This is a genomic window from Pseudoalteromonas sp. Scap03, from assembly GCF_013393115.1.
Taxonomy (GTDB): Bacteria; Pseudomonadota; Gammaproteobacteria; order Enterobacterales; family Alteromonadaceae; genus Pseudoalteromonas.
In genome coordinates this window covers 117,542-132,662 of the sequence record NZ_VDEU01000002.1, presented here as the reverse complement: position 1 = coordinate 132,662, position 15,121 = coordinate 117,542, and the positions used below count along the sequence as shown (strand labels likewise).

9 protein-coding genes are annotated in these 15,121 nt (G+C 41.7%); 5 read left to right on the top strand and 4 right to left on the bottom strand.

The features are described from left to right. The first annotated feature begins 129 nt into the window (after positions 1-129). The 4 genes from FHG08_RS15935 to FHG08_RS15920 all read left to right on the top strand — a co-directional run bounded on the left by FHG08_RS15935 (position 130) and on the right by FHG08_RS15920 (position 5,107). Entirely contained in the window at positions 130-2,574 is a 2,445-nt protein-coding gene (locus FHG08_RS15935) for a M1 family metallopeptidase (protein ID WP_178957034.1), read from the top strand. Positions 2,575-2,576: 2 nt separating this feature from the next. Further along, positions 2,577-3,071, top strand: a complete 495-nt coding sequence (locus tag FHG08_RS15930; protein ID WP_138606453.1) for a DUF6702 family protein — start codon at positions 2,577-2,579, stop codon at positions 3,069-3,071. A 226-nt stretch (positions 3,072-3,297) separates the two neighbouring features. Continuing rightward, the gene (locus FHG08_RS15925) at positions 3,298-3,915 is read left to right on the top strand and encodes an HAD family hydrolase (protein ID WP_138606455.1); all 618 of its coding nucleotides are present in this window, start codon (positions 3,298-3,300) and stop codon (positions 3,913-3,915) included. Between the two features lie 466 nt (positions 3,916-4,381). Then, positions 4,382-5,107 (top strand): YebC/PmpR family DNA-binding transcriptional regulator, encoded by a 726-nt coding sequence (locus tag FHG08_RS15920; RefSeq protein ID WP_010388706.1) that lies wholly within the window; start codon positions 4,382-4,384, stop codon positions 5,105-5,107. A gap of 105 nt (positions 5,108-5,212) precedes the next feature. Here FHG08_RS15920 and FHG08_RS15915 read toward each other — a convergent pair whose 3' ends face one another. Next, complete coding sequence (locus FHG08_RS15915) at positions 5,213-7,405, bottom strand: malate synthase G (protein WP_178957033.1); 2,193 nt, start codon at positions 7,403-7,405, stop codon at positions 5,213-5,215. Between the two features lie 238 nt (positions 7,406-7,643). Here FHG08_RS15915 and FHG08_RS15910 point away from each other — a divergent pair, with 238 nt between their 5' ends. Continuing rightward, positions 7,644-9,245 (top strand): isocitrate lyase, encoded by a 1,602-nt coding sequence (locus tag FHG08_RS15910; RefSeq protein WP_008110760.1) that lies wholly within the window; start codon positions 7,644-7,646, stop codon positions 9,243-9,245. Between the two features lie 1,027 nt (positions 9,246-10,272). Here FHG08_RS15910 and FHG08_RS15905 read toward each other — a convergent pair. The 3 genes from FHG08_RS15905 to FHG08_RS15895 form a co-directional block, all read right to left on the bottom strand. Then, the gene (locus FHG08_RS15905; RefSeq protein WP_178957032.1) at positions 10,273-12,291 is read right to left on the bottom strand and encodes a S9 family peptidase; all 2,019 of its coding nucleotides are present in this window, start codon (positions 12,289-12,291) and stop codon (positions 10,273-10,275) included. A gap of 161 nt (positions 12,292-12,452) precedes the next feature. Further along, positions 12,453-13,187, bottom strand: a complete 735-nt coding sequence (locus FHG08_RS15900; protein ID WP_178957031.1) for a 5-oxoprolinase subunit PxpA — start codon at positions 13,185-13,187, stop codon at positions 12,453-12,455. Position 13,188: 1 nt separating this feature from the next. Continuing rightward, the gene (locus tag FHG08_RS15895) at positions 13,189-14,997 is read right to left on the bottom strand and encodes a glycoside hydrolase family 3 protein (RefSeq protein ID WP_178957030.1); all 1,809 of its coding nucleotides are present in this window, start codon (positions 14,995-14,997) and stop codon (positions 13,189-13,191) included. Positions 14,998-15,121: the final 124 nt, after the last annotated feature.

Below are 15,121 nucleotides of genomic sequence, written 5' to 3'. Positions count from 1 at the left end.
ACCGTGTTTTTTATATTTACATAAAGGTGTGGAATATCACCCTATAAAAGTAGGGTTTTATCGCTATTTTATTGAAGCTTAGCTGTAAATTTGTCACAGTAGCGTCACTAAAATCGATCAGGATTAACAATGAAGAAAAATTTATTTACATTGAGTGCATTTGTATTGCCTTTGGCAATGGCGAGCTCTGTGATGGCCTCATCTGTTGAACAGACTAAAGGCAGTTATGTTGATAAGTTTCGTCAACTAGACGAAGCTTTGCCTACCCCTAATGTTTACCGCAGTGCCGCAGGTGCACCTGCAGAAAATTACTGGCAACAACGGGTTGATTACGATATTGATGTAAAGCTTGATGAGCAAAAGCGTCGTTTAACGGGGAGTCAAACAATTGAATATAAAAATAACTCACCGCATACGCTCAAATATTTATGGCTTCAACTTGACCAAAACATTTTTAAAAATGACTCGATAGCAGAAACCACGCAAACTTTTAAAAGTACCCTACAAAACGAGCCTGATGCTAAGCCTGCTAAATTAAGTTTAGGTGATTTACGTCGTCAGCAGTTTATGAACGACAATGAGCTAGGTTACACCATTAGCAATGTTAAAGATGAAGATGGTAAAGCGCTGCGTGTAACGGTTGTTGATACTCTAATGCGTATAGATTTAAACACGCCACTAAAGCCCGGTAAAGATGTTGAGTTTAGTATGGACTTCGCGTTTAACCTCGTTGAAGAAGATGCGGTAGGTGCACGTGCAGGTTATGAGCACTTTGAAGAAGACGGTAACGATATTTTCTTAGTGGCACAGTGGTTCCCTCGTTTAGCTGCGTATACTGATTACGAAGCATGGACCAACAAGCCATTTTTAGGCAGTGGTGAATTCACCTTAGAATTTGGCGATTACGACGTTGAAATTACGGTTCCTGCAGATCATATTGTATCGGCAACCGGTAAGCTTGATAACCCAAGCTCTGTTTTAACTAGTACTCAGCGCAAGCGTTTAAAAAAAGCTGAAACAGCAAAACGTCCTGTATTTGTAGTTACTGAAGAAGAAGCGCTCGAAAACGAAAAAGCCGGTACAGACAAAACAAAAACGTGGCACTTTAAAGCTGAAAATGTTCGTGATTTTGCATGGGCGTCGTCACGTAAATTTATGTGGGATGCTAAAGGTTACCAACAAGGGGGGAATGAGCAACCATTGGTTATGGCGATGTCGTTTTTCCCTAAAGAAGGTGGCGATTTATGGAAGAAATATTCAACGGAATCTGTGGTGCATACCATGGAAGTGTATTCAAAATATTCATTTGATTACCCATACCCAACTGCACAGTCAGTTAATGGCCCAGTAGGGGGTATGGAATACCCAATGATCACCTTTAATGGTCCACGTACAGATTTACAAGACGATGGCACACGTACTTATTCTCAAGCAGAAAAGCGCTTTTTAATCGGGGTTGTTATCCACGAAGTGGGGCATATTTATTTCCCTATGATTGTAAACTCAGATGAGCGTCAGTGGACCTGGATGGATGAAGGTTTAAATAGCTTTTTAGATGGTGTTGCTGGACGTGAATGGGATCCGACCATTCCATGGGGTGTTGAGCCACGTGATATTGTGGCGTACATGAAGTCTGAAACTCAAGTGCCTATTATGACGCAATCAGACAGTGTGCTTCGTTTAGGGCCTAATGCCTATACTAAACCAGCTGCTGCATTAAATATTTTACGTGAAGTTATTCTTGGTCGTGAATTATTTGATTTTGCGTTTAAAGAGTATGCTCAGCGCTGGAAATATAAGCGCCCTACTCCGGCTGATTTTTTCCGTACTATGGAAGAAGCGTCAGGTGTTGATTTAGATTGGTTCTGGCGTGGTTGGTTTTACACTACAGACCATGTTGATATCTCGCTTGATAAAGTATATCAATTACGGTTAGACACCAAAAACCCTGATATCGACTTTAAGCGTTTACGTGATATTGAAGCGAATAAGCCAAGTTCATTATTTGTTGAGCGTAATCGCGCTGAAGGTAAAAAAACCTGGGTTGAGAAAAACCCAGATGTAACCGATTTTTATGACGAAAACGATCGCTTTACGGTTACCAATAAAGAACGTAATTCGTACAACAAATTTTTAAAAGGTTTAAAACCGTGGGAGCGTAAAACACTCGATCGCGCACTAGAAGAAGACAAAAACTACTATGTTATGGAGTTTTCAAATTTAGGCGGCCTAGTGATGCCGATTCTTTTAGAGCTAACTTATGAAGATGGCACTAAAGAAGAGCGTTACATTCCCGCAGAAATTTGGCGTCGTAACCACAAAAATGTACAAAAGCTGATTATTACCGACAAAAACAAACCGCTGACATCAGTAACGGTCGATCCAGGCTGGGAAACGGCGGATGTGAATGTAGAAAATAATCACTACCCTCGTCGTATTATTCCTTCACGTATTGAAGTGTACAAACGTGAAAAGAGTAAGGCAAAAGTAAGCCGCGATATCATGCAAGATATTAAAACTGAGCTGAAAAAAGACGAGCCAAAAGACGAAAAAAATAACGACGAGGATCAATAATAATGCGCTTTTTGCTTATTATTGTTTGCTTTTTAATTGCTGCGCCGAGTATGGCGCATCAATTAAAATCATCTGTTACAACGATGTTATTTAATCAGCGCACGCACAATATTGAATTGATGCATCGTTTTTACTTACATGACACAGAGCATGCTGTTGGCAGTTTATTTAAAGGCAAGGTGGATATTATTGATAACAAGCGTGACCAAAAACGCTTTGCTAAATATGTTGAGTCTCATGTTGCTTTGCAAACCTTAGAGGGTGAACCACTTACGCTTAATTATGTAGGTGCACAAGTGGATGGTAAGTTCTTTTGGGTATACCAAGAAGCGACGATCCCCGATGAGATTGAAGGCATTAGAATGAGTAATGGCGCACTGCGCGATTTATGGCCTGCGCAAGTCAATATGGTAAATGTTGAGGGGCGAGGAAAAGTAAAAACGTTAAACTTTAGTCAAGACGATACATGGCTTGAAGCACGATTTGAAACTAACTAACCCACTGCGCACCTTTTCTTAGGTGCGCATTTTTATACTGTTAGGTTAGCTGATCGCGTTAACTTACTTCATCGTAAAACCAACATAACAGAATCATACAAACCGAACTAATGTGTATCAAATGAGCTATACTGAGAGCGTAATGGATTAAGTTTTTTGTAATTGTCAATTGATATACATTTTTAATGTAAAGCAAATCCGCAAACTAGTTAGCACAAGGAATGAAATGAAAACGCAAATTGAGGCAATCAAAGGTGTTATTTTTGATTTAGACGGAACCTTAGTATCATCAGAATTAAACTTTTCATTAATTAAAGCCCAAGTAGGTTGCCCAGCAGATCAAGACCTACTCGAGTATATAGAACAATTACCCTCGCCCTACATGCGTGAAGAAGCAATGAATATAGTGCATCAGCATGAGCTACTTGACGCACAAAACGCGAGTTTTTTACCTGGTGTTGTTGAAGCTGTCAATGCTCTGCAAGCAAAGAATATCCCCATGGCTATTGTGACGCGTAATTTTGATAAAGCGGCTTCATTGAAACTTCAGCATAATCCGTTGCCAATCGAAACGGTACTCACCCGAACCGACGCTCCTGCTAAACCCGATCCAAGTGCCTTACTAACGATTGCAAGCCAATGGGCAATGCCAGTTGATAATGTTATTTACGTTGGTGATTATTTATATGACATACAAGCGGCCCATAATGCAAAAATGCGAGCCTGTTTATATGCCCCCGATTTAACCCCCGCGTATGCTGAGCAAGCCGACTTTGTTATTCATGGGTTTGATGAATTAGTGTCGTTAGTTGAAAGTTACGCTGAAAAGATTGGGGTCTGTTGACCTTTAAAGGTTGAATTTGCAGCGGTCTGTTTGGTATTTAGGCAAGGCAGAGCCTATGTGGTGTGGTTACTCCCCATAAATAGGCGATAACGCAGCAGCAATGCCAAACAGGCGCTGCCCTTCGGGTTCTGCCTAGGGGCGATTTACTCTTTGTTGCCTACATGGATGTAGGTAAGGGGCGTGAGCAGGACGCGGAAGCTTTGCTCGGTTTTGACTTAGTCCATTAGGTTACAAACCTTGCGCCGCGATTAAATAGCCCCTAGTTTGAACAAATAGCAATCCGCAAAGGTTAACAGACCCTAATTATGTTAAATTGCGCTTTATTTGATTTCGCTAATAGCATAACGGGTATTATTTAAATTAATACTCAACTGCTTTTGCACAGCATAGCATGTTGAACCACTAGCCCAATACGCTTTGAATTGGTAAAATATCAAAAACAGAACGTATTCAATAGAGGCACAAGATGGGCAGAGCATTTGAAGTCCGCAAAAGTTCGATGGCTAAAACAGCCAACGCGAAAACTAAAGTAAATTCGAAGTACGGTAAAGAAATTTACGTTGCAGCCAAAAGTGGTGAACCCGACCCCGATGTAAATCAAACATTGCGCCGCTTAATTGAAAAAGCCAAAAAAGACCAAGTTCCCGCGCACGTAATCGAAAAAGCAATAGAAAAAGCAGCCGGTGGGGCAGGGGAAGATTACTCAACTGCACGGTACGAAGGCTACGGCCCAGGTAATTGTATGGTGATTGTTGATTGTTTAACTGACAACCCTAATCGTACAATTAAAGATGTGCGCTTACCGTTTACTAAAACAGATTCGAAAATAGGCACACCTGGTTGTGTTGCTCATATGTTTGATCACCTAGCTGTTTTAGGGTTTGCAGGCGACGACGATGAAGTCGTGTTAGAAGCGCTGATGATGGCTGACGTTGATGTGACTGATGTAGAAGCCGAAGATGGCAAGGTGTCGGTGTTTGCACCGCATACTGAGTACTTTAAAGCTAAAACGGCATTAGAAGAAGCATTTGAAGGCATTAACTTTGAAGTTGATGAAATTACCTTCGTTCCACAAGTACATGTTGAAATTACAGATGAAGAAGTGATTGCCAACTTTGATAAATTTATCAATATGCTTGAAGATTGCGATGACGTACAAAATGTTTATCACAACGCGACCATTAAAAACTAATTCGTAGTTTTAACTAGGCGAATTTTAGCTATTTTGCCGCTTAATAAAACAAAAAGCGCGTTTTGTGTAGGCAAAACGCGCTTTTTAGTGTTAAATAAATGTCAGCTATTCAGCTTGGTTATGGTGCTGTGCTTTATATTTTAAGCGGTAGCTATGCAGTAGTGGCTCAGTGTAACCGCTAGGTTGGCTAACACCTTCAAATACTAGTGCCGAAGCCGCTTGGTAGGCAATGCTGTTAGCTAATGTTTGCTCATTAGTAGCCATGGGGGTGTAAAGGCTGTCATGTTCATTTTGGCCATCAACAACCTTAGCCATTTTTGCCATCACTTTTTGTACTTGCTCTTTACTGCACACGCCATGATGCAGCCAGTTGGCGATATGCTGGCTTGAAATACGTAAGGTCGCTCTATCTTCCATTAAGCCAATATGGTTAATGTCAGGCACTTTAGAACAGCCTATTCCTTGGTCAATCCAACGTACAACGTAACCTAAAATACCTTGCGCGTTATTTTCAAGCTCACTTTGAATATCTTCTTTTGACAGCGTTTCTGGGTTTGCCATTAGCGGGGGTGTTAATAAGCTTTCTAGGCTTGCTATTTGGCGCGTGGCAATGCTTTGCTGCAGGCTAAATACATCCACATCATGGTAATGCATTGCGTGTAATGTGGCGGCGGTAGGGGAGGGCACCCAAGCCGTATTAGCACCTGATTGAGGATGCGCTATTTTTTGCTCCATCATCATCGCCATTTTATCGGGCATTGCCCACATACCTTTACCAATTTGCGCTTTATGGCTTAAGCCACAAGCTAGGCCAATATCAACGTTACGATCTTCATAAGCGCTGATCCAAGGCTGTGCTTTAATAGCCGCTTTAGGCAGTACCACACCCGCTTGCATAGAGGTGTGTATTTCATCACCGGTGCGGTCTAAAAAGCCGGTGTTAATAAATACAACACGCTCTTTAGCAGCATGAATACAGGCTTTTAAGTTAGCAGATGTACGACGCTCCTCGTCCATAATACCCATTTTCAGGGTGTTTTTAGGCAAGCTCAGCGCCTCTTCAACCATGCCAAATAAAGTGTTAGCAAATGCTACTTCATCAGGGCCATGCATTTTTGGCTTTACAATATTAATACTTTGCGCGGTTGAGTTTTGAATGGCATTTTTAGTGTTTAAATCGTGCAGTGCGGCTGTTGCGGTGAACATGGCATCCATGATGCCTTCAAACACATCATTACCACTTACATCGGTAATAGCAGGGTTTGTCATTAAATGCCCAACGTTACGCACAAACATCATACTGCGCCCTTTTAGGGTCAGTTTTTGGCCATCAAGGCCTGTATATTGGCGATCGGCTTGTAACGTACGGTCGACCATTTTGTCGCCTTTTCTAAACGTTTCAACCAAGTTGCTCTGCATTAGGCCCAACCAGTTTTTGTACACTTGCACTTTATCTTCGGCATCAACTGCGGCAACTGAGTCTTCACAGTCCATAATGGTGGTCAGCGCCGCTTCAAGTACCACATCTTTTAGCCCTGCTTTATCAGCTTGGCCAATAGGGTGGTGATGATCTATTTGCAGCTCAACATGTAATCCATTGTTTTTAAGTAAAATAACACTTGGATTTTGTGCCTCACCTTGATAGCCAACGAGTTGTTCAGGGTTTTTAAGTGTAGTGTGTGAGCTGTCGCGTAATGTAATAGCAAGTGCGCCATCCACAATTGAATAGTTAGTGCTTTCGATGTGCGAGCCATTTTCAAGCGGTAGCGCTTTATCTAAAAACTGTCTGGCGTAAGCCATTACTTTAAAGCCGCGCACTGGGTTGTATTGAGTCCCTTTCTCTGCACCATCTTCTTCACTGAGTACGTCTGTGCCGTATAGTGCATCGTAAAGTGAACCCCAACGTGCATTAGCAGCATTTAAAGCAAAACGGGCATTACTAACCGGTACCACTAACTGTGGCCCTGCAGTCAATGCTATTTCTGGCTCTACATTCTGAGTTTCAATATTAAAGTTTTCAGGTTCATCAACTAAATAACCAATGTCTTTTAAAAACACTTGGTACTGGGCTTGATCACCGTTTTTATTAGCAACATGGTAGTCATCAATCTGCTTTTGTAATTGTTCACGTTTAGCAAGTAGCGACTTGTTCAGCGGAGTAAGTGTTTGCACTATATGAGCAAAGCTTTTCCAAAACTGGTGTTCGTCTAGATGGGTACCAGGTAATAGTTGTATTTTAACAAATTCAGCTAGTTGCTTATCAACGCTGAGTCCAGAGTGGGTGAGAGTGTGGCTCATAATTAAAATCCTTAAACGGTCCGACAGAGTGCACTTTTTATGTGCGTACACTTACCATATCGCAAAAAAGTCGCTTTGAGTGCTTTTTGGCCATTCACTATATGTATAGCCGTAATAACAACTATAAATTTACTAAATCTAAAAAATAAGCCTAATGTTTAATTAAGCGCTACAGAGCTAACGCAATGTAGTCACTCTCTCAACAATAAATATTAATACCCGTTCGAAGGACTTTATTATGACAACATATCAAGGCGAAACAGATACACTAGCAACACTATGCCAATCACAAGGCAGTGCATGGAAAACTATTAATCCTGAATACGCAACTCGCATGCGTTTACAAAATCGTTTTCGCTCTGGTGTTGATATTGCACAATTTACTGCTGACATTATGCGTGAAGACATGGCTGCATACGACAAAGACACAAGCCAGTACACACAGTCTTTAGGTTGTTGGCATGGTTTTACTGCGCAACAAATGATGATGGCTATTAAGCGTCACCAAAAAACAACTAAACGCAGTTACGTATACCTAAGTGGTTGGATGGTTGCAGCGCTTCGCTCTGAGTTTGGCCCACTTCCAGACCAAAGTATGCACGAGAAAACATCAGTACCTGCACTTATCGAAGAAATCTACACCTTTTTAAAGCAAGCTGATGCACGTGAACTTGACCATTTATTTAACGAGCTAGACGATGCAAAAGCAAACGGCGGCGACGTTCAAGCAGTGCTTAATAAAATTGATAACTTTGAAACGCATGTTGTGCCAATCATTGCTGATATTGACGCAGGTTTTGGTAACGAAGAAGCGACTTACCTACTTGCTAAAAAGATGATTGAAGCCGGTGCTTGTGCTATCCAAATCGAAAACCAAGTATCAGATGCCAAGCAATGTGGTCACCAAGCTGGTAAAGTTACCGTTCCTCATGAAGACTTTTTAGCTAAAATTAACGCAGTACGTTACGCGTTCTTAGAGCTAGGTATTGATAACGGTATTATCGTTGCGCGTACCGATTCTCTAGGAGCAAGCCTAACGCAAAAAGTACCGGTTTCACAAAAACCAGGTGACTTGGCAAGCCAATACAATGCATTTTTAGAAACAACACCGGTAAACAGCGTTGAAGATTTAAATGAAGGCGAAACGGCAATGAAGCTTAATGGCCAACTTTGTAAGCCTACACGCCTAGATAACGGTTTATACCAGTTCCGCGAAGGCACTGAGAAAGACCGCGTAGTACTAGATTGTGTAACTAGCTTACAGTCAGGCGCTGATTTACTGTGGATTGAAACAGAAAAACCACACGTAAAACAAATTGCAGAGCTGGTAAATCGCGTTAAAGAACAAGTTCCAGATGCTAAATTAGTATACAACAACTCACCGTCGTTCAACTGGACGCTTAAGTTCCGTGAGCAAGTATACCAAGAGTGGCAAGAAGCAGGTCGTGACCTTAGCGCTTACCCAAGTATTGATGACAACAAAGCGCTTATGGCTCCAGAAATGGATGCAACAGAGCTTGCAGCAGCCGCTGACTTATTAGTACAAAACTTCCAACGCGATGGCGCACGTGAAGCAGGTATTTTCCATCATCTAATCACATTGCCAACGTACCATACAGCGGCACTAAGCACAGATATTCTATCTGAAGGTTACTTCGGTGACTTAGGTATGCTGGCTTATGTACGTGACGTACAACGTCAAGAAATCCGTCGTGAGCAAGCGTCAGTTAAGCACCAAGACCTTGCAGGCTCTAACATTGGCGATACGCACAAAGAGTACTTCTCTGGTGAGAATGCACTTAAAGCCGGTGGTGAAGCTAACACCATGAACCAATTCTAATTCTACTAGATATTGTTACTTAAGGGCCGCAAGGCCCTTTTTTTATGCCTGCATAAAAGCAAAATTTAATAGATCAGTATTTTACTAGCTAGTCATTCAGGGATGCAATGCAGGTTAAAAGTGTAAATAAATTTAAAGGATGTTTATGCTCGGCTGTGAGGGCTTTATGTTGATTTCGCTTTAACACGGGTAAGCACAATAAATTACCCGCTTTTTACCACATATAGATCAGAGTTTAACTAGGGTCTGTTGACCTTTCAAGGTTAAATTTGCAGCAGTCTGTTTGGTAGTTAGGCAAGGCAGAGCCTATGTGGTGTGGTTATTCCCCATAAATAGGCGATAACGCAGCATCAATGCCAAACAGGCGTTGCCCAAAGGGTTCTGCCTAGGGGCGATTTACTCTTTGTTGCCTACATGGATGTAGGTAAGGGGCGTGAGCAGGACGCGGAAGCTTTGCTCGGTTTTTACTTAGCCCACTAGGTTACAAACCTCGCGCCGCGATTAAACCGCCCCTAGTTTGAACGAATTTTAATCCGCAAAGGTCAACAGACCCTAAGCTACTAAAAGCAGATCACGATTTAACTAGCTAGTTCAAAAAGCAGATCAGGTTTTAACTAACCAGGTTAAAACAGCCATTATCTTCATTATAAAGGGTCGATTTGCCTTTCTAATCCTTAATTTGGTCACTTAAACGCTTAATTTAAAGATTTTTAACCGGGGTTTGAAAGGTAATAAACCGATTTTTTACTAACTGTTGCTGCTTATAAAACATTTTTTTACTAACTGAGGGCTTATAAACAGTGACTCAAACCGAATTTTTACTAACTCAGAGGAGCTGAGTTAGTATAAACCGAATTTTTACCAACTCAATTTGAAGCTAAGTCCGATATTTAGCTTAAGTATGTAAGGGATTACTCACATTATTGCTGTAAAGGGGGTTTACACTTGTGAGGCTGTGAGCTGTGAGCTGTGAGCTGTGAGCTTCGAGCAACGAGCTTATATAGCTCGTCACTCATAACTCTACGTTTTACTTCGAATGCTTATCAAACCACCATTGAATGTAAGCCACTTTGGTCATTAAATTTGATGGACGGGCAGTTATACCATGTGAAGCGTTTGGAATGCGGACCATCGCGGTATCAACCCCTTGTAATTTTAAGGCTTGATAAAACTGCTCTGTTTCTGAAATTGGCGTACGGTAGTCTGCTTCACCAGTCAGTAACATGGTTGGGGTTTTAACATTGCCAACATAACTGATTGGTGAGCGCTTCATGTAATGCTCAATATGGTCCCAAGGTTTGCCCGGAAACCAATAATCGGCAAAAAATGGATAGAAGTCGGCAGTTAGTACAAAGCTGATCCAATTAATCACAGGCTTAGCAACAACAGCTGCAGCAAAGCGATCTGTATGGCCTACAATCCATGCGGTTAATACACCACCGCCGGAGCCACCGGTAACGAACAGCTTAGACTCATCAATAAAACCTTTATCAATTAGCGCGTCAACACCTGTCATTAAATCATCGTAATCATTGCTTGGATAATTATGGTGAATGGTTTGTGCAAACTCTTTACCGTACGAGTCACTGCCTCGCGGGTTCATGTATAAAACGACATTTCCTTTAGCGGCAAATAGTTGTACTTCGGCACTAAAGTGAGGGCCATAGTTAGCAACAGGGCCACCGTGAATTTCAAGCACCAGTGGGTATTTTTTTGATTTATCAAAACCCGGCGGGTAAGCAACCCAGCCTTGTATTGGCAACTCATCATGGCTTGATTTTAACCATAACTCTTCAACCTTGGCGAGCTGTTTAGTTTGTAGTGCATCTGAGTTTAAATCGGTTAAACGCTTTACTGTACCTCTCTTTATTGTAGCTACATCAGCAGGGCGCTGGGTATCAGCCAGTGTAAACGCAATGTCACCATTTTCACTAATATCAAAATCACCACCAGAATAAGGGCGGCCAAACGCTACGCTACCTATTTGTTCGGTAATCACCTTACGTTTACCACTTCGAGGTTGATAAGCGAGTGCGGTTTGGCCTTCATCGGCATAGCTAAAATAGAGGCCTTTTGAATTTGCGCTCCATTGTATTTGGCCAACGCTGCGATCGAAATCGCTAGTCAGACTTTGGGTATCACCGGTTTTTAAATCACGAATATAAAGCTGAGTATTTTCATAGTTAGTGCGCTTGTCATCGTAGCCAGTATAAGCAAGGTACTGACCGTTAGGTGAGACCTGAGGTTGTTGATCTGGTCCATTACGGTCGGTCAGTGCGATGATCTCTAACGTGTTTAAATTAAGCTGGTACACTTCACTATTGGTTGGCTTGAGTGCATTTTCAGCGTGTCTATTGGCTGAGAAATAAAGTAATTCGCCGTTTTTACTAAAGCTTACACCGCCATTATAATCAAAGTTATCGTTAGTGAGTTGTTGTGCATTGCCGCCATTCGCATTAAGAGTAAATAGCTGATTAAATCCTTTTTGACTATAGCCTCTGCCATCTGCACGGTAGTAAACATCGTCAATAAATTTAGCAGGGTCTGCCCAGCTAGCGCCTTTAGGTTTACCTGGTAAACTGACAGGTGGTGAGCTTATTTCAGGAACAAACATACTAAACACCAGTTGTTTAGAATTAGGTGACCAGGTGATTGAGCGAGGTGCATTAGTAAGATTACTAATTTTTGCCACAGCACCCGTTTTAAGCCACTTCATGTATATTTGATTACTGCCATCTCTGTTAGAGATAAACGCAAGGCGCTGTCCATCGGGTGACAACACAGGCGAGTAGTCCATAAATACACCTGATGTTAAGGGCTGTAGTTGTTCAGTGTTGTAATCAACAGACCAAATATTACCGACTTTGCGATCGGTTTTAATATCCATGCGGTTACGAACGAAATATACTGTTTTACCGTCGTCAGTAATATCTATTTGGTTGGCATATTCTAAGTTGAATATATCTTGAAGTTGCAATGTATCGGTATTGGCAACGGCCAAGTGGCTGCTACCTAGTATAAGGCTCATAGCTAAAAGCGTTTTCATTGTTTATCCCTGTTTTAAATCACTAATCTATTTATAGGGTAGTGGAGGGATAATTTATAGTCAGATGCGACGAAGCTCGCATTTAAAACTACCAATGAATGCAGGTGGTAAAAGAAAGCAAAAGCTGTAAAGGGGGTTTACAGCTTAATCTGTGTACGGCTTTAGTTATTGGTTGAACAAAGCGCTTTTATCTCTTCAATAATTGCAATGCCTTGGGGATTATCGCCATGCACACAAATGCTGTCAGCAACCAGTTTCAACGATTTTCCAGATTGAGTAGTCACACTGTTACTGGCTAAAAGCTGCTTAACCTGAGCTAATAATGCGTCTTTGTTATGCACACTGCCGGCTATATTTCGTGATACTAAGTGCCCTTGGTCAGTGTACTGCCTGTCTGCGAACGCTTCTAATATCAGTGTGAGCCCAAGGTGGCGAGCCATTGTTTGATGTAGCTTGGCATCGGCTGTGGCGAGTATCATTAACTTTAAGTTTGCAGGGTAACTGGCAACTGCACCCATAACAGTGGTGAGTAGTTGCTGGTTTGTCATCATGTCGTTATATAACGCACCATGGGGTTTTACATAGCTAAGGGTTAACCCTTGTACTTTTGCCATGCCATCAAGGGCGGCTATTTGATAGTGCAAACATTGAGTGAGCTCAGCCACGCTCATGCTCATTGAACGCCTACCAAATCCTTGTTTATCGGGGTAGCTTGGGTGAGCGCCAATCATAACATTATGTTGTTTAGCCAGCTTCAGGGTATGCGCGATTACACTCGAATCACCTGCATGAAAGCCACAAGCAATATTTGCCATATCAATATGGGGCATAACATCGTTATCAAGGCCCATTTGCCATGCGCCAAAGCTCTCGCTTAAATCACAATTAAGTTTCATATTAATGGCTCTTCGATTGTTTAATTGTTACCGGTAATTGGCCTTTGGCTGGAGCTTGGCCTAATAATACTTTCGCCAGTGCAGTAAAGGCAGGCCCAGACACCAGCTCGTTTTTATCCACATCAATATTATAAGCATAGGAAGCAAGCACTGCATCAGCATAGAGAGCAAATTGCGCAATGTCATACGGTGCACGTAAACTAATAAATACCGTGGGAGTGTGTTGTTTAGCCATTTTTAGTAATGACTCAAGCGCTTTAGGTTGCTCTGCGTTATTTAAGGCAAAGTTTGGGTTATCGGCTAAGTCATCCATACCGCCAATTTCCACTGCACTTTGGTTCGGCGTTGCATTGCCAGCAATAACAATACTTGCTTGGTTTATGTTGCGCTGCGCTTCACCTGGATCAAAGCCCTGTAAGCTGCTGCAACTAAAACTGAGTGGTTGTGAACTTAACGCACTAATTGCTTGTTGCATTGCCATGCACTTGCGGGTGTCAGGCATAATAATATGAATATGCTTATCAGCGCTAAGTTTAAGCGGCAAGGTATTATTGTTATTTCTTATTTGGGTAATTGCCGCTAATGCCAGAGATGCTTCTAATTCACGATGTGCTTTATTACCAATAATGTGTTTGGCATTTGCCAATGCATTAATGGGGTTAGGTAAAGCGTTTAATTTAAATTGATGTTTAAGTGAGGTAATTCGCTGCGTCGAATGGGCAATTTCGTCTGCGTCTAGTTGCTCTGTTTTAACAGCACTGACTAAAGAGTCAATGAGCGCATCGAGTTTATTTATATCCTCAGGCGTTCTAATTTCTATTGGCATTAGCGCAATATCAACTCCAGCTGCAAAAGTGTTTACAACTGCTTGTGTAGGGCTGAAAAAATGGCTAATACCAGCCATATCCAGTGCATCGGTTACCACTACGCCTTGATAGTTCAGTTCATCGCGAAGGATATCGGTCATGATTTTACGCGACATGGTCGCGGGTTTAATCATTTGCTTACCGTCTACATTGGTTAATGTACTGCTATCAAGCTCAGGGTATTGAATATGCGCGGTCATTATCATCCCAGGACTATGCTGCTCAATAATCTGTTTAAACGGCGCTAAATCTTGAGCGTAAATGACTTCTTTTGAATGCATCACTTTAGGTAAGCCTGTATGGCTATCTACATTGGTATCGCCATGTCCTGGAAAGTGTTTTATAGCGCTAATTATACCGTTTTTTTCAAACTCAATAACTTGTGCTGCACCCATTGCCGCAACTTCATCAGGGCTTTCACTAAAAGAGCGTACATTAATAACTGGATTGTCAGGGTTCATATTTACATCAACCGTTGGCGCATAATTTACATTAATGCCAAGCACTGAGAGTTCAGTGGCCAGTATATTTGCCGTTTGGGTTGCGAAATACGTACCGTGCTCAGGGTAAGTTGCGCCAATTGACATATTACCGGTAAATGAGGTGGCCACATCGCGAGGTAAACGAGCTACGCGTCCGCCTTCTTGGTCAATAGAAATAAACAGTGGTAGGCCTGACTTAGATTTAGATGCAGCTTGTTGTAGCTGCTGATTAAGGTTAATAATTTGTTCTATGTTTTGGGTGTTTTCAGAAAATAAAATCACCCCGCCAATATCATAACGGCTAATTGCTTTTGCTAATTCATCGGGCAATTCAGTTAATGGCGTTCTGCAGCGTTGGCTACTGCCTTGCTGACAAAAATAGCGTAAATCGAGCATAAGCTTTTGCCCTAGTTGCTGCTTAAGTGACAGCGCAGAATCGGCAAAAGAAGATTTTATTGGCATGAAACATCCGATTAAAAAAAGAGAAGACGATAACAAGTACTTATTTAGCAACACACACCTCAAGGCTAAATAAAAATAAAGTGCATGCAGCTTAACTATTATTGAGCTTAACTGCAAAACCCAG